The organism is Pseudomonas aestuarii (assembly GCF_027988105.1).
Lineage (GTDB): Bacteria > Pseudomonadota > Gammaproteobacteria > Pseudomonadales > Pseudomonadaceae > Aquipseudomonas > Aquipseudomonas aestuarii.
The window spans coordinates 583,868-608,781 of record NZ_JAQJZJ010000002.1; the positions used below are offsets into that span (position 1 = coordinate 583,868).

The following is a 24,914-nucleotide window of genomic DNA, read 5'->3' on the forward strand; positions in this document are numbered from 1 at the left end:
GTCATGTTCACACGAAGCACCCTAGGCCGCATCGGCGCCGCACTCTGCGGCGCCCTCTTTTTGAGTGGCTGCGCCAACCAACTACCGCAACGCAGCGAACACGAGGAGCGTGTCGAACGCAAACTCCTGGACCACAGCCTGCAAATAGACGTTGGCGAGCCGCGCGTACTGGAACTGCCGCAGCGGCGGGTGCGGGTGCACGAACAGAAGACTTTCGAGGTGACCGTATTCGAGGTCAGCCGTCGTTACGACCGCTACACGCCTTATCAGCCCTGGCGCGAGCTCTACGAAGTGCCGCTGGGCGCCTTTGCCGTGGTCGCCGGTATCGGCGCCAACGCACTCAACGTGGTGTTGCTCGGCAGCCTGCCGGACAGCGTCACCAAAGACTGGATCAGCTATGGCTTTGCCGGACTTAACCCGTTCATCAACGTCGAGTCCAACGGCCGCTCGCAGCAGAACCTTGCCAGTCTCGACGAGCAACGCCAGGACACCCGCATGGAATACTCCAGCCTGCCCTGGGCCGAGCGCTCGGTACTGGTCAAAGCCAGCGAGCAAACCCATGAGCTACTGACCGACCGCAATGGTGTGCTGCGCCTCAACCTGCTCGACAGCCCATTTACCGAGCAGGATGTCAGCCGTATCGGCGCCTTGCAGCTGAGCGTTGAAGACCCGCAAGGCTCGACCCGAGCGGATGCCTCCTTACTGATCAGCCTCACCCTGCGCGGCAAATTGCAGGAAGCGCACACGCTGATCTATGACGACTTGGAAGACGATGACGTCGAACAGTGGGTGCATCGGGTCAAGCGCTTGTCCGAACTGGGCCTGGAGGAAGAAGCCAGCGAACTGGAACAGAGCCTGATCGAATTGACCCGCAACGATCCCGAACTGCAGGAGAGCTTTCTGCAGGCGCTGCTGCAGGACGCCGGGCGCCTGGTCGCCGATCCCGGCAACGACTGAACTGGAGCATGGCCGTGCGCCTGTGCCTGACACTTCTGATTACGCTGCTGTGCCTGCCCATCCATGCCAGCCTGCGCCAGGCACCCGAACCGGAACTGCGGATGCTGCTACAACGCACCGTGGCCGAAGCCGACAGTTTTCAGGACCGCTTCGATGCCGAGGTCTGGCTGCTGGACATGTCGACCCGCATGACCCGCTACATCGCCGATGCCGAACAACGCCTGAGCCTGCTCAGGCTGGTGCACCGCGAAGCCAGCAAGGCCGGTTTGCGTCCCGATCTGGTCCTGGCCCTGATTCACACGGAAAGCCATTTCGACCGCTTCGCCATTTCCTCGGCCGGCGCCCAGGGCATGATGCAGGTCATGCCCTTCTGGAAAGCCGAACTGGGCCGTCCGCAGGACAACCTCACCGACAATGCCACCAACCTGCGCTACGGCTGCACCATCCTCAGCTTCTATTTGCGCAAGGAGAACGGCAACCTGAGCCGCGCCCTGGCTCGCTACAACGGCAGCCTTGGCAAGCAGACCTACCCCGCCAAGGTCATCGGTTTCTGGCACGACTTCTGGTATGTCAAGCCGTGACACGCCCATGACTGGACCCAGCCTCTAGCTTCCGAGTTGGTGTGCAAGCTACGTGGCAGCATAGGCCAAGCGAATAGCGCGCAGACGGTTCGCATGCACCGCCTGCCGCATTGCAGCCGGGCAACCACGACATCGTGCCATTACACGCCATCAGCGCCGCACGACGAACCCGGCGATTCCTTGCAACGCCTGCTCCTCCAGCGCGATCGTGGTGACCTTGGCCTTTGGCGGCCCCTGCTCCAGCCAGGCGGCCAGCTCGCGCACCGCGGGCTCCTCGCCTTCGAGCAACACCTCGACGCGACCGTCGCCGAGGTTACGAACCCAGCCATCCACATCCAGGCGCTCGGCTTGTTCGGCAGTGGCCTGACGAAAAAACACCCCCTGCACCTGACCACTGACATACCCATGTAAACAAATTCGCTGCATGCCACTAGCCTCCATTACGCAATACCTGCACCCGCGCCGCCAATCCGGCCGCGGTCTGCTCGCCGAGCAAGCGTTCGCGCATCTGCCCCTGGTCATCGACAATATAGGTGACCGGCAACACAGCATTGGCCGGCAGTCCATAGCGCGCGGCCGGGTCTTGCGCGAGCACGGTATAATCTATCCCCATCGCATCTGAGGCCGTACTCAACTGTGTGCCCGACAGGCCATCGAAGTTAACCCCCAATACGCGCACCGAGCGCGCCTCAAGCTGGACGGCCAGGGCATTCAGTTCGGGAATTTCGCTACGACAGGGCGCGCACCACTCGGCCCAGTAATTAATCACCAACCACTGGCCTTCCAGGCGCTCAGCCGGTACCTTTCGTCCATACTGATCGACGCCGACATCTTCAGCACAACCGGCCAGAATCAAGCCGGCGCAAATTCCCATTAGCGTACGTACAACAACCTGGAGTCGCGTTCCCATGCATTCGCTCCTCGTCCTGACTGGCTTGATATGACCCTAGATGCCTTGCGCCTTGAAGTGCCGGACATCCTCGCAGAAGACGCGGCTCCGCTGGCCGACCTCAACGAGCGTTTAGCTCAAGCTCGCTTGCTGCAACATGAAGAGGCACTGCAACAAGTGCTCAGCCTGCTGTTCGAGCTGAACCGCAGTGCCATGACCTTACTCGAAAGGCAACGCGCGCTGCAAAAGTGCAGCGATGAATATCGACACTATGCCGCGGTCTACCTTGACGGCAAGCCCCCATCGCAGTTGTTCGTGCGCCTGTGCGACGAGCTGGCTATCGGCTTCAAGCGCCTGCTGCTGCAGATCCTCAAAGGCCGGCAACCGTCGCGCCCGCATTTGGCCTGGTGCCTGTATATGGCCCTGCACTTCATCGCGCAGAGCCTGTTGCGCCACTACCAGTTGTATCAGGAACCACCGCCCAGCCTGTGGCGCGACAGCCATCTGCTGTATTGGATCGGCGAACATCAGGAGTGCCTGGATGAACCGGTCGCGGCAGCCTTCCAGCCATCGCCGGCAAGCACCTTGCGCGGCCTATACCAGCAGATGTTGCTGCTCGCCTTGAGCAACCCGTTTCATCTTGGCGAGGGCGAATGTCCGCAGCTGTTCGGCGCACTGGCGCCCCTGGCAGGCCTGGCGCGCTTACGGCCCTGGGATGACGAGGTCGACAGCGAAGCCCCGATCGTCGACCTGACAGAATCGCAACCCTGTCTCGGCTATGCGCAACAACCCGACGGCAGTCGCGACTACTTGCGGCGCTTCGAACTAGGCGCATTGCTGGTTGCGCTGCATGATCCCGCCCCACTGCAGAGCCCCCGCGAGCGCCAACTGCTCGAGCGCGTTCAGCACCACTGGATGGGCCAGCAACAGCGTCGCTACCTGCGCGAAGAGTTTGATGTGGCCTGCAACCTGCTGGTCGGCTTGCCAGCCATCCACGCCCAACTGCTGGAGCAGCGGCCTGCTCCCTCGACCGCCCAGATGCTCGATGCCAGTACAGGAGGCGCGCGCCTGCTGTGTCACCCCGATCAAGTAGCGCACGTAGCAGTGGGTCAATTGGTGCTCTTGCTGACCAGCCAGCCGGCACCACTTCTGGCGTTAGTGCGCTGGCGCCATATCAATATCGAGGGGTTGCACCTGGGCCTGCACTACCTGAAAGGCCTGGCGAAACCGGTCTGGCTGCGCCGCACTCCCAGCGCACAAACTCACCAAGGCGTTTTGCAGAGCACACCAACACCCGGCAATGGCTGGCATCACGGACTGTGGCTGCCCACTGGGCAATTCGGCGAAGGGGAAAACCTTTGGCTGCAGCAGGCCAACGTGCATAACCAGGTGATCATGCCGCTCCCCGCAGCCAACCTCAGCACCGCCTCGGTCACGCGCCACCCACTGCAACTGGCCTGAACAACAGAAACTGCGAGAGGAATCACAGCGAACGACGGCCGAGTGCACAGTTTGCTCGACACACCCCTGCTTATAATTCGCTGGCCATCGAAACGCTACGCTCCGCCATAGCCCCGGGAACAGCACAATGACCAACGCCCACGACAAGTTGATCGGCCCTGTGCCATCGCACATCGTCGATGCTGCCCATCTGCTGGTCACGCCCTACGACGGGCGTGTAGCCGAATACAACATCGCGACCTGGCTACAATTGCCGGGACTGGCCAATTTGCCGGTATCGTTACTGGTCAGCTACCGTGATGGCGACAAGCGCCACGAGGTCAGCGTGGATCACGGCAAGGTCAGCCCGCACGCAAAAATTCTGCTTTCCGGTGTCGCCCGACTTCCGGTCCGGAAGAAGATCGAAGACATGCAGATACGCCTGCGCTCGGCCGTGCCGACGGCAACTCTGGTGGTCGAAGAGTTGTTCATACAAGCGGTCGAAGCGACCCGCCAAAACAGCCGCCAAGCGTCAGCCTGAGCCTGCAGATCGTCGACCAGCCCCGCGCAGAGCCGCGGGGTTTTGCTGGGCTCAGCCACCCACTCGCGCCGCACAGCCGTTTTGCTCGGCCAGCGGCTGTGGTTCGGGTTCGGGTTCGGGTTCGGGTTCGGGTTCGGGTTCGGGCAGAGGAGACACCAGCGACTCGGGCCAGCGCGCAAAACTCAGCCCGGTAATCCGGTTCAGTCGCTCCAGCGCCTCGCGCGGATCGCGCTGGTGCAGGTAGATCAACTTGCCCTTAGTGGCTTCGCGAAAATGTTCAGCTGTCATGGCACGCCTTCAACCCCATCAATCCCGGCAACCTGATTGCAATATGCCATAAGGATTGCCAGAAGCGTGCCAGCCTGCTTTTCGCCCCCCACTGTGGGACTGTCATTGCCCATGCAGGCAACCGAAGATCGACTGTGCGCCGTAAACTGACGCTTTTTGTCACTCCGCTACAGGGTTCAGCCAGTGTGCCAGACTGCCATCGAACAGCACGGCCTGCTCCTCATACAGCCGCTCCAACGCCTGGCGTAACGCTGGATACCAGGGTTCATCGAGCCGCTCCGGCAACTGGCTGAGCTGTGGTAGCGGCCAGGGGCTGCGGCTCAACAGCTGCTGCAGGCTGTAATGATCGAGATCACGGATCAACACCCAGGCCCCCGCACTGGTCGGTGCGACCAACTGCTGCCGCTCGAGAAACTCGAGCACCTCCTCCCACTCATGCTCCGGCAACTGCCAGCCCAGACGCTGCACATCGCGATGTCGCACTTTCAGACCCGACTGCTGACGCGCATAAAACACCCGCAAGATTCCCATCACCACCAACAACCGCGGCATGGCGAGCTTGCGCCACTTATGCGATGAGCTCAGGTTGCAGACCAATTCGGCACCAAACAAAACGATCAGCCAGGACAGGTAGATCCACAACAGGAACAACGGCACCGTGGCAAAGGCCCCGTAAATCAACTGATACCCCGGAAAGCGCTGCACATAGAGCCCGAACAGTGCTTTAGCCACCTCGAACAAGACGGCGGTGAATAGCCCGCCCAGCAGCGCATGCTGAAAGGGCACTCGCGCATTGGGTACCGTGGCATAGAGCAAGGTAAAGGCCGCCACGCTGAAGAGCAGTGGCGCGAAACTCAACAAGGTTTTTGCCCCAATCAGCGCATCAGGCCCAGAGAGCAGCGACAGTGAAGCGACATAGGTACTGACCGCGAAGCCGGCACCGAGCAGGATTGGCCCCAGACTCAAAATCGCCCAATACAGCAAAAAACTCGAGACACCCCGGCGCGGCTGACGTACCCGCCAGATGGTGTTGAAGGCCTTTTCAATGGTTACCAGCATCAAGAAGGCGGTAACCGCCAGCACCACCACGCCAATCCAGGTCAACTGACGGGCTTGGGCCGTGAAATTGCGCAGATACTCCTGGACCATTTCCCCCGCCGAGGGGACGAAGTTGCGGAAAATAAACGTCTGGATTTGTTCGCCCGTGCCCTGAAATGCCGGCACGGCAGAGAGCATGGCGAAGGTCACGGTCATCATCGGCACCACCGCGAACAAGGTGGTATAGGTCAACGCGGCGGCATTGTTGGCGCCGCGATCGGCGAGAAAGCGCTGCAGCAGAAAGCGCCAGAATTCCATCCAATCATGCAAACGCTGACGCATGCCCTCTCCTTAGCGATTAGCCAACTGGCCCCATTGCAGACCACAAACTCACCGCCCTGTTCAGACTAGGACGCCGACGCGGTTAGAATAGCCGCCACCTGCCGCAAGATGCGACCCGCTTATGACCGATCTGACGCTCTATCACAATCCTCGCTGCTCGAAATCCCGTGGCGCCCTGCAACTGCTCGAAGCGCGCGGCCTGACGCCGACCATCGTGCGTTACCTGGAAACCCCTCCCAGTGCCGCCCAATTAAGCGACTTGCTCGGCAAACTCGGGATCGGCGCCCGGCAACTGCTGCGCAGCGGCGAAGACGACTACCGCACGCTAAACCTGGCCGACCCCGGCCTGAGCGAGGCGCAATTGATCGAGGCCATGGCGGCTCATCCGAAACTGATAGAGCGACCGATCCTGATCGTCGGCAGCAAGGCGGTGATTGGCCGGCCACCGGAGAAAGTCCTGGAGATCCTGCCGTGAGTGCGCCCTATATTCTGGTGCTGTATTACAGTCGCCACGGCGCCACTGCCGAGATGGCCCGCCAGATCGCCCGCGGCGTGGAAATGACCGGCCTGGAGGCGCGCCTGCGCACGGTACCGGCAATCTCCAGCGAATGCGAAGCGGTAGCCCCGCAGATACCAGCCGAAGGCGCGCTGTACGTCAGCCTCGACGACCTGAAGAATTGCGCAGGCCTGGCCCTCGGCAGCCCGACACGCTTCGGCAATATGGCGGCGCCGCTGAAATACTTCCTCGACGGCACCAGCAGCCTGTGGCTGACGGGCGGCCTGGTCGACAAACCGGCTGGTGTATTCACCTCCACCGCCAGCCTGCATGGCGGTCAGGAAACCACCCTGCTGTCGATGATGCTGCCATTACTGCACCACGGCATGTTGATTACCGGCCTGCCCTACAGTGAGACCGCGCTACTGGAGACCCGCGGCGGCGGCACGCCTTACGGCCCCAGCCACCATGCTGGCGCCGACGGCAAGCGCACCCTCGACGAACATGAAAGAACCCTCTGCCGCGTACTGGGTCAGCGCCTGGCGCAGACTGCAGTGAAACTGGAGACCGCCCGTGGCTAAAACCTCAAAACCCCTGCCGTCACTCGACTGGCTAAAGCCGCGCATGGCTGTCAGCCGCGTCATCAGCCTGATGAGCTTCATGGCCCTGGCGCTGTTGCTACTGGTATGGAACCTGATGTTCGCCGCAATACCGGACAAACTGCTCTGGGTGATCCTGGCCTTCCAGCTGGGGCCTTTGCTACTACTCGCCCCTGGTCTGATCCTGGGCAGCGCCCGCGCCCATGCCTGGACCTGCTTCGTGGTCAACCTGTACTTCATTCAGGGGGTACTGGCCGCCTTCGATCCATCCAAGGCACTGTTTGGCTGGGCGCAAACCCTGCTCAGCATCAGCCTGTTCTGCGCCGCGCTGATGTATACCCGCTGGTGCTTCCAGTACGACCGCAAGTTGGCCGGGGAAAATTGAGCGGGCCAACTGGGCTGCTTCGCCGCACCGCGCGCCATCGGCTGGAGACGACATCGACTCGGATGCCTGGCGGCCCGACAAAGCGCTGACAGTCAAACTGGCAACGCAGGGTTATGCCGCCGCCAACCAGGTGGCCAGAGCCACCCCGCGAACTGTTCGCCGGCAAGGGTCTACCAGCCCAGGATTTCCTTCAGAAAGGGGATGGTCAGCCGGCGCTGAGCCTGCAGGGAGGCCTGATCCAAGCGTTCGAGCAACTCGAACAGCGCACTCATGCTGCGCTCGCCCCGGGTCAGGATAAAGCGGCCGACCTCATCACTGAGGTGCAGGCCGCGGCGTGAAGCGCGCAGTTGCAAGGCACGCAACTTGTCTTCATCGGACAGTGACTGCAACTGGAAGACCAGCGCCAAGGTCAGGCGCGACTGCAAGTCGGCCAGTTTGACGGGCAACTCGCGCGGCGAACTGCTCGCCGCCAGGAGCAAGCGTCGGCCACTATCGCGCAAGCGGTTGAACAGGTGAAACAGGGCTTCCTCCCAGTCGCTGCGCCCGGCCACGGCATCCAGGTCATCGAGACAGACCAGCTCGAACTGCTCCAGGTTATCCAGCACGTTCGGGCCGTGCTCGACCAGCTCGGCCAGCGGCAGGTACACCCCAGGCTCACCGTTCTGCTCGAAACGCAGGCAGGCCGCCTGGAGCAGATGGGTACGGCCCACCCCCGCGCCGCCCCAGAGGTAGATCAGGCTTTCCGCCCAACCAGCCTCGGCTTCGCACAGGCGTTCGACATAGCCGAGCGCCGCGGCATTGGCGCCCGGATAGTAGTTGGCAAAGGTGGCGTCATCTCGCAGACGCACGCCCAAGGGCAGTTGAATGGGTCTCATGCGGGGTTGATCGGCTCGTCAGAAACGCTGGGGGGCTCCCCATATAGATCAGAAAGTTTATATAAATCATGCGCATGACGCACTAAAACCATGATCACAGCAGCCACTGGCAGGGCCAGGAGCACGCCGGTGAAGCCGAATAGCTGCCCGCCGGCCATGATCGCGAAGATCACCGCCACCGGGTGCAGGCCGATACGGTCACCGACCAGCCAGGGGGTCAGCAGCATCCCTTCGAGCATCTGGCCGAGGGTGAAGACGGCGGCAATGGCCAGCAGCGGGTAGAAATCGCTGCCGAACTGAAACAGGCCGGCCGTCATGGCCGCGCCGATTCCCACCACCACCCCCAGGTAGGGCACGATGCTGGCCAAACCGGCCAACAATCCGATCAACAGCCCCAACTCCAGGCCGGTCAGCATCAAGCCGACGGCGTACATCACTCCCAATGCCAGCATCACCAATAGCTGCCCGCGCAGAAAGGCGCCGAGGACTTCGTGACATTCGCTGGCCAGTTTCACCACCAGACCTTCACGGGTGCGGGGCAACAAACCACGCAACCTGGCGACCATCAGATCCCAATCGCGCAGCAGATAAAAGCTGACCACCGGAATCAGCAGCAGATTGACCAGCCAGGCCAACAGCGCCAAGCCCGAGGCAGAGGCTTGTGACAGCAGCATGCCGAGAATGTCGCTGGTTTGACCCAGGTTCTCGGATAATGCCGTCTTGAGCTGATCGAAACGCCAGAAACCGTTATGCAGCCCCAGCTTGGCCTGCACCCAGGGCAACGCCTGGTGCTGCGTCCAGTCGAGCATTTGCGGAGCCAGTTCGTAGAGGCGCATCAGCTGCTTACCGAGCATCGGCACCAGCACCAGCAGCAAGATCGCCAGGATCAGGCTGAACAGCGCGAACACCACGATCACGCCCCAGGTACGCGAAAGCTTGTAGCGCTCGAGCCGATCGACCAGGGGATCCCCCAGATAGGCCAGCAGCACGCCAATCAGGAACGGCGAAAGAATCGGCTGCAACAAATACAGGAGCCAGCCGAGCAGGAGCAGCCCAGCTATCCATAGCCAGCGACGTGAATCAATCATGCTCAACCCTCGAATGGTACAACCAGACAGTCCGCGGGCCCCTGCAAGAAAACCTGGCCGCGCAACGTACAAGCGCGGATGCCGCGCAGGAGTGGCCAACAGGTTTCAAGCGGGCTCATCCGCTGACCCGCGGCAGTCTACCAGCGAAAGCGCAGCACATCGTCACGCCGTAATACTTGGGGCGCTGGCTCGCCGGTCGCCAGTTGCGGCGATTGGCTGGCATCAACCGGCGGGGGGGCATCGGTCACTTCCTGCAAATGCAGCAGCGCCAGCTGCGCGCGCAACTGCTCGGCACTGGCCTTGATGCGGTAGATCAGGCGGTCACCCTCGACCTTGAGCAACTGTGCAGCCAGAGGCTCGAGCATGCGCTGCAGCTCGGCATAGCGCGCCAGGTCGGTACCCTGCACCTCCAGGGTCAGGCTGGTTGCTGCGCCCGGGGCAACCACGTAGCGTGGCGCCAGCCGCTCGCTCACCCCCAGCAGCACCGCATCGGCCAATGCCGCTTGATCGGCGCCCTGGGCCTTGCCCTGCAAGCGCGCATCGTCCAACCACAGACGCCATTGGGCCTGCCACTGGCCGTTAGCTTCTCGTGCCCGCACGGCCAAGAGGGCATCGGCCGCGTAACGCTCGGACGCATCCCGCAACGCCTCTGGCTCATTCGCGCCAAGGTTCTCGGCGGTTGCCAGCAACTGCTCGTTCAAGTCGCCAATCGGCAAGCGGAGCGGCAGCCCCCGGTGTTGCGCCGCCTGCCGCAGCGGTGTGGCGCTGCTCTGGCCATCGCCAACCAGGCCCGAGACGTCGCTGGCATCATTCAGCCACCAGGCCAGAATCGCCGGGCGATTGGCCCCCCACAGCGACAACCCGGCCTGGCGCAAGCTACGGTCGGTACTGACGGGATCGAAATCGACCAGCAGGCGGTCTTCTTCATAGCCATACCGGCTGATGATTTGCTGCGGATCCTGGCGCAATTCGGCCAGCGCCGGGCGCTTCAGCGCCTCGCTGTCACCGGTCAAGCGCAACACCAGGGTCTGCAGGGCGCGCCCCAGGGCCGCGTCACGCTCCTCCGGCTGTTGACTGGCAACCGGCTCGCGGACCTGATACAGGTCAATCACCGTCGCCGCCTGGCTGGAGAGGCTGAACAGTGGCAGGCTGAGAATTAACAGACGGGCGATCAGGCGCATGAATAGGTTCTCGACAGACGGAAGGCGGCGTGCAGGCCTTAGCACAAGCCTTATACCTTAAACAGCCGCCCGCGCCCCGGCAACCACCGCACGCCGTGGGTGGTCGCTGCCCGGCAAGCCTGATAAAATCGCGCGCCTTCGCAGACCGACCGCCGCCGCGCCGGTGCACATCCGATATTCCCCTTAAAGGCCTGGATCTATGAGCAAGCAACCCTCCATCAGCTACAAGGACGCAGGTGTAGACATCGACGCAGGCGAAGCCCTGGTCGAACGCATCAAAAGCGTGGCCAAACGCACCGCGCGTCCGGAAGTCATGGGGGGCCTGGGCGGCTTCGGCGCCCTCTGCGAGATCCCGGCCGGTTACAAGCAGCCGGTTCTGGTCTCCGGCACCGATGGCGTCGGCACCAAACTGCGCCTGGCACTGAACCTCAACCGACACGACAGCATCGGCCAGGATCTGGTTGCCATGTGCGTCAATGACCTGGTGGTGTGTGGCGCCGAGCCGCTGTTCTTCCTCGACTACTACGCCACCGGCAAGCTCAACGTCGACGTGGCGGCCACCGTGGTCACCGGCATCGGCGCCGGTTGCGAACTGGCCGGCTGCTCCCTGGTCGGCGGCGAAACCGCGGAAATGCCGGGCATGTATGAAGGCGAAGACTACGATCTGGCCGGCTTCTGCGTCGGCGTGGTGGAAAAAGCCGAGATCATCGATGGCTCGAAAGTCACCAGCGGCGACGCGCTGATCGCCCTGCCGTCCTCCGGCCCGCACTCCAATGGCTACTCGTTGATCCGCAAGATCATCGAAGTCGCCGGCGCCGATATCGAAACCATTGAGCTCGACGGCAAGCCGCTGACCGACCTGTTGATGGCCCCAACGCGCATCTACGTCAAACCGCTGCTCAAGCTGATCAAGGACACCGGTGCGGTCAAGGCCATGGCCCACATCACTGGCGGCGGCCTGCTCGACAACATTCCGCGCGTATTGCCGGACGGTGCCCAGGCCGTGGTCGACGTGGCCAGCTGGACGCGCCCGGCGGTATTCGACTGGCTGCAGGAGCAAGGCAACGTCGATGAAACCGAGATGCACCGCGTACTCAACTGCGGGGTCGGCATGGTCATCTGCGTGGCCCAGGATCAGGTCGAACTGACCCTCAAGACCCTGCGCGATGCCGGCGAGCAGCCGTGGCTGATCGGTCAGATTTCGGCTGCCGCCGAAGGCGCCGAGCGCGTCGTTCTGAACAACCTGAAGCGCCATTGATGCCGACAGCCTGCAATGTAGTGGTGCTGATCTCCGGTTCCGGCAGCAACCTGCAGGCGCTGATCGACAGCAGCCAGGCGGGCGATAACCCGCTCAACATCCGCGCGGTGATCTCCAACCGCGCCGATGCCTATGGCCTGGAACGCGCCAAGGCCGCCGGTATCGATACCTGCGTGCTCGACCACAAAGCCTTTGCCGGGCGTGACGCTTTCGATGCGGCACTGGTCGCGGCCATCGACACCTTCGAGCCGCAACTGGTGGTGCTGGCCGGTTTCATGCGCATCCTCAGCAGCGACTTCGTCCGCCACTACGACGGACGCCTGCTCAACATCCACCCCTCGTTGTTGCCCAAATACAAGGGCCTGCATACCCACCAGCGGGCACTCGAGGCGGGCGACAGCGAGCATGGCTGCAGCGTGCACTTCGTTACCGAGGAACTCGATGGCGGCCCCCTGGTCGTACAAGCAGTGATTCCGCTACGCTCGGGCGAGACGCTGGACAGCCTGGCGCAACGGGTACACGAACAGGAACACCTGATCTATCCGCTGGCCGTACGCTGGTTCGCCGAAGGCCGCTTGCGCCTTGCCGAGCAAGGCGCAACGCTGGATGGCCAGCCACTGCCGAGTACCGGCCACCTGATCCGCACCTAGGAGATACCATGCGTCGCGCCTTACTGCTCGCCCTCGCCCTATTCAGCCTGCCGGCCCTGGCCAGTGAGCTGAAGCCGTTCTCCGCCAGCTATACCGCCGACTGGAAACAACTGCCGGTCAGCGGCACCGCGCAGCGCAGCCTCAAGGCTCTGGACAACGACCGATGGGAGCTCAGCTTCGAAGCCTCCATGCTGGTCGCCGGTCTCAGTGAACAGAGCACTTTCCGCCTGGACAAGACAGCCCTCCTGCCATTGACCTATCGCTTCGAGCGCAACGGCCTGGGCAGAGGCAAGAAAATCGAACAGGACTTCGATTGGACCGGCAAGCGAGTGACCGGCACCGACCGCGGCAACCCGGTAAGCTTTCCACTCAATCGCGGCCTGCAGGACAAGTCGACCTATCAGCTGGCGCTGCAGTATGACGTTGCCGCCGGCAAGCAAAGCATGAGTTACCAGGTGGTCGATGGCGACGAAATCGAGACCTATGATTTCCGCGTCCTCGGCGAAGAAGTCGTGCGCACCAAAGCCGGCCAGGTCGACGCGATCAAGGTCGAGCGCGTGCGTGACCCGACGCAAAGCAGCCGTAAAACCATACTCTGGTTCGCCAAGGATTGGAGCTACCTGCTGGTTCGCCTGCATCAGGTCGAAAAAGACGGCAAGGAATACCAGATCATGCTCAAGGACGGCACGGTCGACGGCAAAGCGGTCGAAGGCCGCCGCGACTGACGTTCAAGTAACGAAAAAAGCCGGGCATTGCCCGACTTTTTCATGTGTAGGCTTGCATCCGACCAAGCCACACACCAGACGGCATGTGCAAGCGGGCTGTGCGCACCGCGGCCAGCAGACCGCTGGTGCGCGGCACCACTACCACATCAGGTCATCCGGCACCTGGTAGGCGGCGTACGGGTCATCGACGTCTGCGGCTTCGGTCGGGGTGTTGAGCAAGATCACCCGCCGCGGATCACGCTCCTGAATTTTCAGGGCCGCCTCGCGCGGGATCACTTCATAACCGCCGCCGCTACGCACTATGGCCAGCGAGCCGCTACTGAGCTTGTCGCGCATCAGCTTGTTCACCGACAGGCGCTTGACCTTCTTGTCGTCGACGAAATTGTAGTAATCCTCGGTGGTCAGCTTGGGCAGGCGGGATACCTCGATCAGTTGCTTGATCTGCGCGGCACGGGCCTTCTGCTCGACCTTTTCCTGCTGCTGACGATTGAGTTCCTGATCGCGCGCGGCCTTCTCGGCCATCGCCTGCTGAGCAGCGAGCTTTTGCGACTCATCCTTCTCGACCTGACCCTTGTGCTGCAGACGCTGCTGCTTCTGTTTTTCCTTGCTGACCTGTTTGGCCTGCTTTTCGTTGACCAGCCCGGCCTTGAGCAGCTGATCGCGTAGTGAGATTGCCATAACGTTCCTATACCCAACTAACCATAAATAAGGACTGCACGCTCCACTGCGCCGACGCTAGCTAGCCGACGGCCCACCCAGTTTTTCCAGCTTCTTGGCTTCGCCCCAGAGCGCATCCAGTTGTTCCAGGTCGCAATCTTCCATGGCCCGCCCCGCTTCGCGCAATGCCTGTTCGATAAAACGGAAGCGCTGTTCGAACTTGCCGTTGGCGGCACGCAGCGCCGACTCCGGATCGACCTTGAGGTGGCGGGCAAGATTGGTGACGACGAACAGCAGATCACCAACCTCTTCGGCAATCGCCTGCGGGTCATTTTCACTCATGGCCTCGAGCACTTCATCCAGCTCTTCGCGCACCTTGTCCACCACCGGCAAGGCCTCGGGCCAGTCGAAACCAACCTGAGCGGCGCGCTTCTGCAACTTGACCGCACGGCTCAGGGCCGGCAAGGCATTGGGCACATCGTCGAGCAGCGACAGCTGCTCGGGCACGGCGGCCTGCTCGGCGCGCTCCTCGGCCTTGAGCTCCTCCCAGCGCTGCTTGACCGCCGCCTCTGCCAGCCTGGAGGTATCGGGGGCGCCATACAGATCGCCATCGACGAACACATGGGGATGCCGGCGAATCAGCTTGCGGGTGATGCCATCGACCACCTCGGCAAACTCGAAACGCCCCTCCTCCCGCGCCAACTGGCTGTAATACACCACCTGAAACAGCAGATCGCCCAACTCGCCCGGCAAATGCTCGAAGTCGCCGCGCTCGATCGCGTCCGCCACCTCGTAGGCCTCTTCGATAGTGTGGGGCACGATGCTCGCGTAGGACTGTTTGAGATCCCACGGACAGCCGTGCTGCGGGTCGCGTAGGCGGGCCATCAGGTGCAATAGGTCGTCGAGTTGGTACATGACAATTCCCGGCTCAAAATTTCAACAGCAGCTTCGCAGCCAAGGCCACTCCAAAAACAGGATATTCACACGGAACGCTGAGCGTCGCGAGCGAAGGTCAGACAAGGCGAAGGGAAAGTTAAAAAGCGGAGTTGGCTCTAGCCAATGAGCATTTTTCACTTCCCCTTCAACGCCGTATGGCCGAGCGCAGCAGCTCAGGAGGCCCGGTGGCGACGGGCCTCGATTATATTCGGCAACTGCGAGATGCGCCCGAGCAAACGCCCCAGGGCATCCAGCCCGGGAATCTCGACGGTGAGCGACATCGTTGCCGTGTTGTCTTCCTTGTTCGAGTGGGTGTTCACCGCCAGCACATTGAGCTTCTCGTTGAGCAGCACCTGGGTGACGTCGCGCAGCAGGCCGGAACGGTCGTAAGCACGAATGACCACATCCACCGGGTAGGTCTGCACCGGCACAGGTCCCCAGTTGACCTGAATGATCCGCTCCGGCTCGCGCCCACCCAATTGCAGCACCGAGGCGCAATCCTGACGATGGATGCTGACCCCGCGACCGAGGGTGATGTAGCCGACGATCGGGTCGCCCGGCAACGGCTTGCAGCACCCGGCCATCTGCGTCAGCAGGTTGCCGACCCCCTGGATCTGGATATCACCGCGCTTGCCCGGCTTGAAGCCTGAGGCCTTGCGCGGAATTAGCTCGAGCTGCTCGTTGCCGCGCTCCGGCTCGACCAATTGCTGCGCCAGGTTGGCCAGATGCGCCAGGCGCAGGTCGCCGGCGCCGAGGCTGGCGAACAGGTCTTCGGCATTCTTCAGGTTGGCCTTCTCGGCCAGTTTCTCGAAATCCACTTGGGGCAGCGCCAGGCGCCCCAGCTCGCGCTCGAGCATCGCCTTGCCGGCGGAGACATTCTGGTCGCGATCCTGCAACTTGAACCAGTGGACGATCTTTGCCCGCGCCCGCGAGGTGGTGACATAACCCAGGTTGGAGTTCAGCCAGTCACGACTTGGCGTGCCATGCTTGCTGGTAATGATTTCCACCTGCTCACCGGTTTGCAGGCTGTAGCTGAGCGGCACGATACGCCCATTGACCTTCGCGCCACGGCAGTTGTGGCCGATCTCGGTGTGCACCCGGTAGGCGAAATCCAGTGGCGTGGCGTCTTTAGGCAGGTCAATGGCGTGACCATCCGGGGTGAACACATAGACCCGATCCGGTTCGATATCGACGCGCAACTGATCGGCCAGGCCACCGATATCGCCCAGCTCCTCGTGCCACTCGAGCACCTGACGCAGCCAGGAAATCTTCTCTTCGTAATGGTTGGAGCCGGATTTGACGTCGGTGCCCTTATAGCGCCAGTGCGCACAGACCCCCAGTTCGGCCTCCTCGTGCATGGCGTGGGTGCGGATCTGCACCTCCAGCACCTTGCCTTCCGGACCGAGCACCGCGGTGTGCAGCGAGCGGTAGCCGTTTTCCTTGGGGTTGGCGATGTAGTCGTCGAACTCCTTGGGAATGTGCCGCCAGAGGGTGTGCACGATCCCCAGGGCGGTGTAGCAATCGCGCATCTCCGGCACCAGCACGCGGACCGCGCGCACGTCATAGATCTGGCTGAATTGCAGGCCCTTTTTCTGCATTTTTCGCCAGATCGAATAGATATGCTTGGCCCGCCCACTGATGTCGGCCTTGACCCCGGTGGCCTCCAGCTCCACACGCAGATGACTCATCACATCGTTGATGTATTGCTCGCGATCCAGCCGACGCTCATGCAGCAGCTTGGCGATCTGCTTGTACTGCTCGGGCTCCAGGTAGCGGAAGGACAGGTCTTCCAGCTCCCACTTGATATGGCCGATGCCCAGGCGATGCGCCAGCGGCGCATAGATGTCGAAGACTTCGCGAGCCACACGCTGACGCTTTTCGTCGTCGGCATGCTTGACCGCCCGAATCGCACAGGTGCGTTCGGCCAGCTTGATCAGCGCCACACGCACGTCATCGACCATGGCCACCAGCATCTTGCGCAGGTTCTCCACCTGAGCTTGGGAACCGAGCACCAGGGAGTCGCGCGGATTGAGGCTGGCACTGATCGCCGCCATGCGCAGCACACCATCGACCAGCTTGGTAACCACGGGGCCGAAGCGCTGCTCCACCGCGGCCAGGGTCACCTTGCCCTCGCGTACGCCACGGTAGATGACGGCGGCAATCAGGGAGTCCTGATCGAGTTTGAGGTCGGCAAGAATCTCCGCTATCTCGAGGCCGGCGCGGAAGCTGGAAGCCCCCTCCGACCACAGATTCTGTGCCGCATTGGCCTGCTGCTCGGCCTCGCGGGCGAACTCGCAGGCGGCGAGCAAGGCATCGTGCTCCAGTGCCGGGTCGACGCTGAGCACATGGGCCAACCAGGCCTCTAGGTTGATGCTGCCGTCATCGTTGACCGGCTGGTGCGCTCTAACCTGAACCATCTTGTTTACCTTCCCTAAGGTGCGCGCCATGCACACCGAACAGTCGCCGGACTTCTTCGACCCGGTCGGTTTAACCACTTAAGGCACACTCCTTGTGCGCCCCTGCACAGCATAGATAAGGGTGATGGCGGCAAAGCCAAGCGGCCTTCATCCCTAGCTACGCGCTTTCAATCTAAGGCCTGACGAACAACGCCATCGCCTCGACATGCGCCGTTTGCGGAAACATGTCGAGGATACCGGCTTTTTCCAGCCGATAACCTTGCGCCAGCAGCTCGGCAGTATCACGTGCCAATGTGGTCGGGTTGCACGACACATAGACCAGACGCTTGGCGCCGAGACTGCCGATCTGCCTGACCACCTGCAGCGCACCGTCTCGCGGCGGGTCGAGCAACACGGCGGCAAAACCGCCTTGCGCCCAACCACTCTCGACCAACGAATTCGCCAGGTCGGCCTGAAAGAAGTGTAGGTTGTCGAGGCCATTGCTCGCCGCATTCTGCGCCGCCCGCTCGACCATCGCCTGCACCCCTTCCACCGCCACCACCTCGCGCGCCTGGCGCGCCAGCGGCAAGGCGAAATTACCCAGCCCGCAGAACAGATCCAAGACCCGTTCATCCGCCTGCGGTGCCAGCCAGTCCAGCGCCTGGGCGACCATCGCTTCGTTCACCAGCGCATTGACCTGGACAAAATCGCCGGGCCGATAGGCCAGCTGCAGGTCCCAGCGCGGCAGGTGGTAACCCAGGCTCTGCTCAGGCTCGAACGGCTGCGGCGCGCCGCTACCATGCAGCCAGAGTTGCCCATCATGGGCCACGCAGAACGCCTGCAAGCGCGCCAGATCGGCCTCGCCCAAGGCTGCAATGTGACGCACCAATACAGCGCTGGCGCTGCCATAAAACAACTCGATGTGACCAATGGCCTGGGGGTATTCCAGCGCCCGCAGGAGCGCTGGCAACGCGCGCAAGATTGGCTGCAAAGGCTGCACCAGAACGGGACAATCGGCGATGGCGACGATGTCCTGGCTGGCCGCGGCGCGAAAGCCGACGTCCAGCCGTTTGTGTTTGACGTCCCAGCGCACGGCAATCCGCGCACGGCGACGGTAGCCGAACTCTGGCCCGACCAGTGGTGGCGCCCACTCAGCCGGTTGCAAGTTAGCCAACCGGCTGAACTGTTCGCTGAGCATGCGCTGTTTCAGAGCCAGCTGGTCGGCATGGCTCATGTGCTGGACGCTGCAACCGCCGCAGGTACGCGCATGGGCACAAGGCTCCACCCGCCGCTCTGGGCTGGCGCTGAGAATCCGTTCGCTGCGGGCCTCGACCACCTGGCTACGTGCGCCCAGCACCCGGGCTTCGACCTGCTCGCCGGGCAAGGCGCCACTGACGAACCAGGTGCGCCCCAGGACAAAGGCAATGCCGCGACCATCGTTGGCCAGCCGTTCGATGCTGAGCGTCTGCTTCTTGCCAACCGGTACCTGCGCCGCGCGGACGCCGCCGCTGGGCTGGAAGCGCAAACCGCTGGTTTTCTTGGCCATCAGAGCTCCGGCGTGTCGTACACGCCCGTCGACAGGTAGCGGTCGCCGCGATCGCAGATGATCGCCACCATTACCGCATTCTCCACTTCAGCCGACAGGTGCAGCATCGCCGCCACCGCCCCGCCGGAGGACACACCACAGAAGATGCCTTCTTCACGCGCAAGGCGGCGCATCACATCCTCGGCTTCGCGCTGGGCCATGTCGACAATCCGGTCAACGCGGCTGGCCTGGTAGATCTTCGGCAGATATTCCTCGGGCCAGCGGCGAATACCGGGAATGCTCGCGCCTTCCATCGGCTGCAAGCCGACGATCCGCACCTGCGGGTTCTGCTCCTTGAGGTAGCGCGAGACGCCCATGATGGTCCCGGTGGTGCCCATAGAACTGATGAAGTGGGTGATCTGACCCTGGGTCTGGCGCCAGATTTCCGGGCCGGTGCCCAGGTAGTGGGCTTCGGGATTGTCGCCATTGGCGAACTGATCGAGCACCTTGCCGCGCCCCCCGCGCTCCAGACTGTCGGCCAGATCGCGCGCCCCTTCCATGCCCTCCTCGCGCGACACCAGCACCAATTCGGCACCGTAGGCGGTCATCGCCGCCTTGCGCTCGGCCGTGGAGTTGTCCGGCATGATCAGGATCATCTTGTAGCCCTTGATCGCTGCCGCCATCGCCAGGGCGATACCGGTGTTGCCGGAGGTGGCCTCGATCAGGGTATCGCCGGGGTGGATATCGCCGCGCAATTCGGCACGGGTAATCATCGACAGTGCCGGCCGGTCCTTCACCGAGCCAGCCGGATTGTTACCTTCCAGCTTCAACAGCAAGGTATTGGAGGTATTACCGGGCAGGCGCTGCAAACGCACCAGCGGCGTGTTGCCGACGCAATCGGCGATAGTGGGGTATTGCAAGGTCATGGCGTCGATCAGGTCCAGATGGCTGGAAGGGCCCCTATGATAGCGGCAAACGGGCAGCGGCCATAACAGGCGTTGGTCCGCCTTGTTGCAGCATGCTGCCAGGGCGACGCCTCTGTTGTTCAGCCAAGACCAGCCGCTACACTGCCAGCTTGAGTTCAGCCAACCAGCAACGAGGAAGGACGTCCGTGTTCAAGGATCTAGGCATCAAAGGCCGTGTACTCATGCTCACCCTGCTACCCACCAGCCTGTTGGCGCTGGTGCTCGGCGGCTACTTCATCTGGGTGCAACTGTCTGACTTGCAGGCGCAACTGCTGCAACGCGGACAGATGATCGCCGAACAACTGGCGCCGCTGGCCGCGCCTGCCCTGGAGCGTCAAGACGCAGCACTGCTGCAACGCATTGCCACGCAGACACTCGAGCAGCCGGACGTAAGAGCCGTCAGCTTCCTCGGTGCCGAGCGCGAGCGCCTGGCCCATGCCGGCCCGGGCATGCTCGACCAGCCACCCGGCGATGACCCGAGCCAGGGGGGGCGCCGCAGCAGCCAGGATGCCACGCGCTTTCTCCTGCCGGTGCTGGCACACCAGTTGAGTCTCACGGGCGAGCCGCTGACGCAGCCCGACAGCAACCTGCTCGGCTGGGTCGAACTCGAGCTGTCACACCAGGGCACCCTGCTCAAGGGTTACCGCAGCCTGCTGGCCAGCCTGCTGCTGATCGGCACCGGCCTGATCGTCACCGCCCTGCTCGCCCTGCGCATGAGCCGCAGCATCAACGACCCCCTGCGGCAGATCAAATACAGCGTCGCGCAGCTCAAGGATGGCCACCTGCACACCCGCCTGCCATCGCTCGGCAGCCATGAACTTGACGAGTTGGCCTCGGGCATCAACCGCATGGCCGAATCCTTGCTCAACGCCCAGGAAGAGTTGCAACACAGCGTTGACCAGGCCACTGAAGATGTACGCCAGAACCTGGAGACCATCGAGATCCAGAATATCGAACTGGACTTCGCCCGCCGGGAGGCTCTGGAAGCCAGCCGGATAAAATCCGAATTCCTCGCCAACATGAGCCACGAAATCCGCACCCCGCTCAACGGCATTCTCGGCTTCACCAACCTGCTGCAGAAAAGCGAGCTGACTCCACGCCAGCAGGATTACCTGGGCACCATCGAGAAATCAGCCGACAGCCTGCTCGGGATAATCAACGAGGTCCTCGACTTCTCCAAGATCGAAGCCGGCAAGCTGATCCTGGAAAGCATTCCTTTCAACCTGCGCGACCTGCTGCAGGACACCCTGACCATCCTCGCCCCGGTTGCCCATGAAAAACGCCTGGAGCTGCTCAGCCTGGTCTACCGCGACACGCCGCTGACCCTGGTCGGCGATCCGCTGCGGCTCAAGCAGATCCTGACCAACCTGGTCAGCAACGCGATCAAGTTCACCCGTGAAGGCAGCATCGTCATGCGCGCCATGCTCGAAGATGAAAGCGCCGACCTCGCCCAACTGCGCATCAGCGTGCGCGACACCGGTATCGGCCTGTCCAGCGAAGACCTGCGCGCACTGTTTCAGGCCTTCAGCCAGGCCGACAACTCACTGTCGCGCCAGGCTGGCGGCACCGGCCTGGGCCTGGTAATTTCCAAGCGCCTGATCGAGCAAATGGGCGGCGAGATCGGTGTCGACAGCACGCCTGGCGAGGGCTCGGAGTTCTGGATCAGCCTGAGCCTGCCGAAAGCCCGGGATGACGCCGAAGACCTGCCCCGCGCCCCGTTGCTCGGACGCCGCGCGGCCATCCTGGAAAGTCATGAGCTGTCACGCCAGGCCTTGCAGCATCAACTGGAAGACTGCGGCTTGCTGGTCAGCGCCTTCGACAATCTCGACAACCTGCTCGAAGCGGTCGCCAGTGCGCACCACAGCGGCCAACCGATGAACATCGCCGTGCTCGGCGTCAGCGCCCAGCACCTGCCACCGGAGCGCTTGGGCCAGCGCATCTGGGATCTCGAGCGCCTCGCCTGCAAAACCGTGGTGCTCTGCCCGACCACCGAACAGGCGCTCTATCACGAAGTTCTGCCCGATGCGCACAGTCAGCTACAGGCCAAGCCGGCCTGTACACGCAAGCTGCAACGCGCGCTGGCCGAACTGGTCAGCCCACGGCAAGCGCGCCCGGAAGCCAGTACCCTGACCCCGAGCCGGCCGCCGCGCGTGCTCTGCGTCGATGACAACCCGGCCAATCTGCTACTGGTGCAAACTCTGCTGGACGACATGGGCGCTCTGGTCAGCACGGCCAGCAGTGGCTACGAAGCCCTGGAAAAAGCCCAGCAGAACAGCTTCGACCTGATTCTCATGGACGTGCAGATGCCCGGCATGGACGGCCGCCAAACCACCGAAGCGATTCGCCAGCATGAAAGCGAGCACGCCCAGCCTCCCACCCCCATAGTCGCCCTGACTGCCCACGCCCTGGCCAACGAAAAACGCGCCCTGCTGCAAAGCGGCCTGGATGACTACCTGACCAAGCCCATCAGCGAACGGCAGCTGGCCCAGGTGGTGCTCAAATGGACCGGCCTGGCGCTGCGCAACCAAGGCCCCGAGCAAATCGGCGAAAGCGCCAATGCAGGCCGCGCCCTGCGGGTACTGGACAGCGAAGAAGGCCTGCGTCTGGCAGCCGGCAAAGCCGACCTCGCCGCCGACATGCTGAGCATGCTGCTGGCCGGCCTGCCCGCCGACCGCCTGGCCATCCGCCAGGCCCGCGAGGCGGGCGAGCGCAACGCCCTGATCGAACGCGTGCACCGCCTGCACGGCGCCACCCGCTACTGCGGTGTGCCGCAACTGCGTGCCGCCTGTCAGCGCAGCGAAACTCTGTTGAAACAGAATGATCCCGCAGCCCCCGGCGCACTGGATCTGCTCGACGCGGCGATCGAACGGCTGGCCAAAGAGCTGCAGGTCAGTGCCTAGCCACCCGATCGGTTAAGCCATGGACTCGAGTCTGTCCGAAACCTTGCAGGAGGCCGCGCCCGCGCTCGAAAATGTTCCTGATTCCGCTCTCGCCCCCATCCATGAGGGCGCCGGCGGGCTTGGGGCATTTCCCCCCGCCATGTGGGGCACGCACCCCGCGGCGCATGCGGGCCGCCAGCTTGCGCAGTCGCGATGCAGGACAGACCGAGACGCAGCCCGCCCACGGATAAGGCTCAAGCCGGCGAATTTGAGCCAAGCAACTGACCGTACAGTCCACCAGGAGGCAGCATGCGAATCCTCTTTTTCAGTAGCAAGCCCTATGATAGCGACAGCTTTAATACCGCTGGCGCACCCGCTGACTATCAATTGCATTTCCAGCAGGCACGCCTGACCATCGACAGCGTCGCCCTGGCAGCGGGCCATGAGGTGGTCTGCGCCTTTATCAATGATGAACTCTCGGCGCCGGTACTGCAGCGCCTGGCCGATGGCGGCACACGCCTGATCGCCCTGCGTTCGGCGGGCTACAACCATGTCGACCTCAAGGCAGCGCAGCGGCTTGGCCTGTGCGTGGCCAGGGTGCCCGCCTATTCACCGCACGCAGTGGCCGAGCATGCGGTGGCGCTGATCCTGGCACTCAACCGGCGCATTCACCGCGCCTTCAACCGCACCCGCGAAGGCGATTTCTCCCTGCACGGCCTGACCGGCTTCGACCTGTATGGCAAGTACGTTGGCATCATCGGCGGCGGCAAGATCGGTATGGTCTTCGCACGGATTATGGCCGGCTTTGGTTGCCGCCTGCAGGTGTTCGACCCACTTCCCGTTCCGGGCCTGGCAGACTTGGGCGGCCACCAGGTCCCACTGGCGCAACTGTTAGCCGATAGCGACATCATCAGCCTGCATTGCCCGCTGACGGAAAGCAGCCATCACTTGATCAACGCCCAGAGTCTGCAGCAGATGAAATCCGGGGCCATGCTGATCAACACCGGTCGCGGTGCCCTGATCGATACCCCGGCGCTGATTGGCGCGTTGAAAAGCGGCCGGCTCGGCTACCTGGGCCTGGATGTTTACGAGGAGGAGGCCGAGCTGTTTTTCGAGGACTGCTCCGACCTGCCCCTGCAGGACGACGTATTGGCACGCTTGCTGAGCTTCCCCAACGTGATCATCACCGCCCACCAGGCCTTCCTCACCCAGGAAGCACTGGCAGCCATCGCCCGCACCACCCTGGACAACATCGCCGCCTGGGCCGCCGGCTCACCGAGCAATCAGGTGCAGGCCGGCGCGTGATAGCATTTGCGCTGACTTGGAGGAACCATGGCCGAACACGACTTTCGCTACACCCTGCTCAACCCCGAACACACCCTGATTGAATGCCGCGCACTGGCACCGGGCCGCTACCAGGTCACCGGCAACGGCGGCTCGATGCGCAGCGGCGACAGCCTGCTGGTCACCCTCAAAGGCAGTCGCGAGCTGAGCATGCGCTTGGAGGTCGAAAAGGTACGCCACCTGATCAACCCGCCCGGGCAATGGGTTGCAGTCGCCAAAGGCCCGGTCTTTGGCGAGTTGGCGATCTTCAATTGGCAGGTCAACTGCGACGGCTGCGCCGCCCAGCTCGACTTCGAGTTTGCCGTCGACGCCGCACTCGGCAAGAAAGCCCAGGCGCCAGCAGCCGAAGCACGGATCAAGCAGCTGGGCTGGAGCAGCCAGAAAGGCCACCACCAGTGCACGCAATGCCGGCAGGAAGCGCCATGACACGTGCCCTCGCCACCAGCCTGCTCAGCGCCAGCCTGCTCGGCTGCGCCAGTGCACCAGTGCAACTCGAGACCGAACGCACCTACCAAGTGGAATGGATTGGCGAACGCCCGCTGATCGACCGCAGCCATCTGACCATCACATTCGGCGAGGATGGTCGGGCCTACGGTAACGCCGGCTGCAACCACTGGTTCGCCAGGTACAAGCTGGCCGGCCAACAACTCGACTTCGACACCGCCGGCAGCACCCGAAAAATCTGCGCCCCGGCACTGATGGAGCAAGAAGCACGCTTCCTCGACAGCCTGGGCAAGGTGCAGCGCTGGGATGTCTCGCCGATCGAGCAGCTGCGCCTATGGCCCGCCGAAGGCAAGCCGCTGCGCCTGTGGCCGGAACAAGGCTGAGCTTCAAGGAGGGGGCAAACCGAACACCCTGCGGATATACCTGCGCGGGGCC

Annotated in this window: 26 protein-coding genes; 14 read left to right on the forward strand and 12 right to left on the reverse strand. The window is 62.9% G+C overall.

What is annotated here, in order from left to right; all coding sequences use genetic code 11:
• Window positions 1-3: 3 nt before the first annotated feature.
• Together PH586_RS06615 and PH586_RS06620 are read left to right on the forward strand one after the other, a co-directional pair.
• Window positions 4-957, forward strand: a complete 954-nt coding sequence (locus PH586_RS06615; RefSeq protein ID WP_271346957.1) for a hypothetical protein — start codon at window positions 4-6, stop codon at window positions 955-957.
• Window positions 958-965: 8 nt separating this feature from the next.
• A complete protein-coding gene (locus PH586_RS06620) occupies window positions 966-1,538 on the forward strand; it encodes a transglycosylase SLT domain-containing protein (RefSeq protein WP_271346958.1) in 573 nt (190 codons plus the stop codon).
• Window positions 1,539-1,688: 150 nt separating this feature from the next.
• On the opposite strand, the gene PH586_RS06625 is transcribed toward PH586_RS06620, so the two are convergent.
• Together PH586_RS06625 and PH586_RS06630 are read right to left on the reverse strand one after the other, a co-directional pair.
• On the reverse strand, window positions 1,689-1,964 hold the full coding sequence (locus PH586_RS06625; protein WP_271346959.1) for an acylphosphatase: 276 nt from the start codon (window positions 1,962-1,964) through the stop codon (window positions 1,689-1,691).
• Between the two features lie 4 nt (window positions 1,965-1,968).
• Entirely contained in the window at window positions 1,969-2,448 is a 480-nt protein-coding gene (locus PH586_RS06630; protein ID WP_271346960.1) for a TlpA disulfide reductase family protein, read from the reverse strand.
• Between the two features lie 30 nt (window positions 2,449-2,478).
• Here PH586_RS06630 and PH586_RS06635 point away from each other — a divergent pair, with 30 nt between their 5' ends.
• Window positions 2,479-3,888: a PilZ domain-containing protein gene (locus PH586_RS06635; protein WP_271346961.1), complete on the forward strand. Its 1,410-nt coding sequence runs from the start codon at window positions 2,479-2,481 to the stop codon at window positions 3,886-3,888.
• A 127-nt stretch (window positions 3,889-4,015) separates the two neighbouring features.
• Window positions 4,016-4,408 carry a hypothetical protein gene (locus tag PH586_RS06640; RefSeq protein WP_271346962.1) on the forward strand — a complete coding sequence of 131 codons (393 nt, stop codon included), beginning with the start codon at window positions 4,016-4,018 and terminating at the stop codon, window positions 4,406-4,408.
• A 51-nt stretch (window positions 4,409-4,459) separates the two neighbouring features.
• On the opposite strand, the gene PH586_RS06645 is transcribed toward PH586_RS06640, so the two are convergent.
• Together PH586_RS06645 and PH586_RS06650 are read right to left on the reverse strand one after the other, a co-directional pair.
• Window positions 4,460-4,696, reverse strand: a complete 237-nt coding sequence (locus PH586_RS06645) for a hypothetical protein (RefSeq protein ID WP_271346963.1) — start codon at window positions 4,694-4,696, stop codon at window positions 4,460-4,462.
• Between the two features lie 159 nt (window positions 4,697-4,855).
• Window positions 4,856-6,076 carry a virulence factor BrkB family protein gene (locus PH586_RS06650; protein WP_271346964.1) on the reverse strand — a complete coding sequence of 407 codons (1,221 nt, stop codon included), beginning with the start codon at window positions 6,074-6,076 and terminating at the stop codon, window positions 4,856-4,858.
• A gap of 121 nt (window positions 6,077-6,197) precedes the next feature.
• Here PH586_RS06650 and arsC point away from each other — a divergent pair, with 121 nt between their 5' ends.
• Genes arsC through PH586_RS06665 form a run of 3 tightly spaced genes read left to right on the forward strand, consistent with a single transcriptional unit; the run spans window position 6,198 to window position 7,556 of the window.
• Window positions 6,198-6,551 carry an arsenate reductase (glutaredoxin) gene (arsC, locus tag PH586_RS06655; protein ID WP_271346965.1) on the forward strand — a complete coding sequence of 118 codons (354 nt, stop codon included), beginning with the start codon at window positions 6,198-6,200 and terminating at the stop codon, window positions 6,549-6,551.
• Complete coding sequence (gene wrbA, locus PH586_RS06660) at window positions 6,548-7,153, forward strand: NAD(P)H:quinone oxidoreductase (RefSeq protein ID WP_271346966.1); 606 nt, start codon at window positions 6,548-6,550, stop codon at window positions 7,151-7,153. Before arsC ends, wrbA begins: the two co-directional genes overlap by 4 nt.
• On the forward strand, window positions 7,146-7,556 hold the full coding sequence (locus PH586_RS06665) for a DUF2069 domain-containing protein (RefSeq protein WP_271346967.1): 411 nt from the start codon (window positions 7,146-7,148) through the stop codon (window positions 7,554-7,556). Before wrbA ends, PH586_RS06665 begins: the two co-directional genes overlap by 8 nt.
• Window positions 7,557-7,726: 170 nt before the next feature.
• Here the strand turns inward: PH586_RS06665 and hda are convergent, their stop codons facing one another.
• From hda to PH586_RS06680, 3 genes are all read right to left on the reverse strand, one after another.
• Window positions 7,727-8,431 carry a DnaA regulatory inactivator Hda gene (gene hda, locus PH586_RS06670; protein WP_271346968.1) on the reverse strand — a complete coding sequence of 235 codons (705 nt, stop codon included), beginning with the start codon at window positions 8,429-8,431 and terminating at the stop codon, window positions 7,727-7,729.
• Window positions 8,428-9,519 (reverse strand): AI-2E family transporter, encoded by a 1,092-nt coding sequence (locus PH586_RS06675; RefSeq protein ID WP_271346969.1) that lies wholly within the window; start codon window positions 9,517-9,519, stop codon window positions 8,428-8,430. Before PH586_RS06675 ends, hda begins: the two co-directional genes overlap by 4 nt.
• A gap of 137 nt (window positions 9,520-9,656) precedes the next feature.
• Window positions 9,657-10,700, reverse strand: coding sequence for a DUF2066 domain-containing protein (locus PH586_RS06680; RefSeq protein WP_271346970.1), 1,044 nt, complete (start codon window positions 10,698-10,700; stop codon window positions 9,657-9,659).
• Window positions 10,701-10,899: 199 nt separating this feature from the next.
• Here PH586_RS06680 and purM point away from each other — a divergent pair, with 199 nt between their 5' ends.
• Genes purM through PH586_RS06695 form a run of 3 tightly spaced genes read left to right on the forward strand, consistent with a single transcriptional unit; the run spans window position 10,900 to window position 13,333 of the window.
• A complete protein-coding gene (gene purM, locus PH586_RS06685) occupies window positions 10,900-11,958 on the forward strand; it encodes a phosphoribosylformylglycinamidine cyclo-ligase (protein ID WP_271346971.1) in 1,059 nt (352 codons plus the stop codon).
• On the forward strand, window positions 11,958-12,608 hold the full coding sequence (gene purN, locus PH586_RS06690) for a phosphoribosylglycinamide formyltransferase (RefSeq protein ID WP_271346972.1): 651 nt from the start codon (window positions 11,958-11,960) through the stop codon (window positions 12,606-12,608). Before purM ends, purN begins: the two co-directional genes overlap by 1 nt.
• 8 nt (window positions 12,609-12,616) lie before the next feature.
• Window positions 12,617-13,333: a DUF3108 domain-containing protein gene (locus PH586_RS06695; RefSeq protein WP_271346973.1), complete on the forward strand. Its 717-nt coding sequence runs from the start codon at window positions 12,617-12,619 to the stop codon at window positions 13,331-13,333.
• 138 nt (window positions 13,334-13,471) lie between these two features.
• On the opposite strand, the gene PH586_RS06700 is transcribed toward PH586_RS06695, so the two are convergent.
• The 5 genes from PH586_RS06700 to cysM form a co-directional block, all read right to left on the reverse strand.
• Complete coding sequence (locus PH586_RS06700) at window positions 13,472-14,011, reverse strand: DUF2058 domain-containing protein (protein WP_271346974.1); 540 nt, start codon at window positions 14,009-14,011, stop codon at window positions 13,472-13,474.
• 57 nt (window positions 14,012-14,068) lie between these two features.
• On the reverse strand, window positions 14,069-14,905 hold the full coding sequence (gene mazG / locus PH586_RS06705; protein ID WP_271346975.1) for a nucleoside triphosphate pyrophosphohydrolase: 837 nt from the start codon (window positions 14,903-14,905) through the stop codon (window positions 14,069-14,071).
• Between the two features lie 194 nt (window positions 14,906-15,099).
• Window positions 15,100-17,343 carry a GTP diphosphokinase gene (gene relA, locus PH586_RS06710; protein WP_271346976.1) on the reverse strand — a complete coding sequence of 748 codons (2,244 nt, stop codon included), beginning with the start codon at window positions 17,341-17,343 and terminating at the stop codon, window positions 15,100-15,102.
• 172 nt (window positions 17,344-17,515) lie between these two features.
• On the reverse strand, window positions 17,516-18,868 hold the full coding sequence (rlmD, locus tag PH586_RS06715; RefSeq protein WP_271346977.1) for a 23S rRNA (uracil(1939)-C(5))-methyltransferase RlmD: 1,353 nt from the start codon (window positions 18,866-18,868) through the stop codon (window positions 17,516-17,518).
• Window positions 18,868-19,773 carry a cysteine synthase CysM gene (cysM, locus tag PH586_RS06720; protein WP_271346978.1) on the reverse strand — a complete coding sequence of 302 codons (906 nt, stop codon included), beginning with the start codon at window positions 19,771-19,773 and terminating at the stop codon, window positions 18,868-18,870. Before cysM ends, rlmD begins: the two co-directional genes overlap by 1 nt.
• A gap of 185 nt (window positions 19,774-19,958) precedes the next feature.
• Between cysM and PH586_RS06725 the strand changes: the two genes are divergently transcribed.
• The 4 genes from PH586_RS06725 to PH586_RS06740 all read left to right on the forward strand — a co-directional run bounded on the left by PH586_RS06725 (window position 19,959) and on the right by PH586_RS06740 (window position 24,862).
• On the forward strand, window positions 19,959-22,712 hold the full coding sequence (locus PH586_RS06725) for a response regulator (protein WP_271346979.1): 2,754 nt from the start codon (window positions 19,959-19,961) through the stop codon (window positions 22,710-22,712).
• A gap of 288 nt (window positions 22,713-23,000) precedes the next feature.
• Window positions 23,001-23,996 (forward strand): 2-hydroxyacid dehydrogenase, encoded by a 996-nt coding sequence (locus PH586_RS06730; protein ID WP_271346980.1) that lies wholly within the window; start codon window positions 23,001-23,003, stop codon window positions 23,994-23,996.
• A 27-nt stretch (window positions 23,997-24,023) separates the two neighbouring features.
• Window positions 24,024-24,461 carry a hypothetical protein gene (locus PH586_RS06735; protein ID WP_271346981.1) on the forward strand — a complete coding sequence of 146 codons (438 nt, stop codon included), beginning with the start codon at window positions 24,024-24,026 and terminating at the stop codon, window positions 24,459-24,461.
• Complete coding sequence (locus tag PH586_RS06740) at window positions 24,458-24,862, forward strand: META domain-containing protein (RefSeq protein WP_271346982.1); 405 nt, start codon at window positions 24,458-24,460, stop codon at window positions 24,860-24,862. Before PH586_RS06735 ends, PH586_RS06740 begins: the two co-directional genes overlap by 4 nt.
• Window positions 24,863-24,914 lie beyond the last annotated feature (52 nt).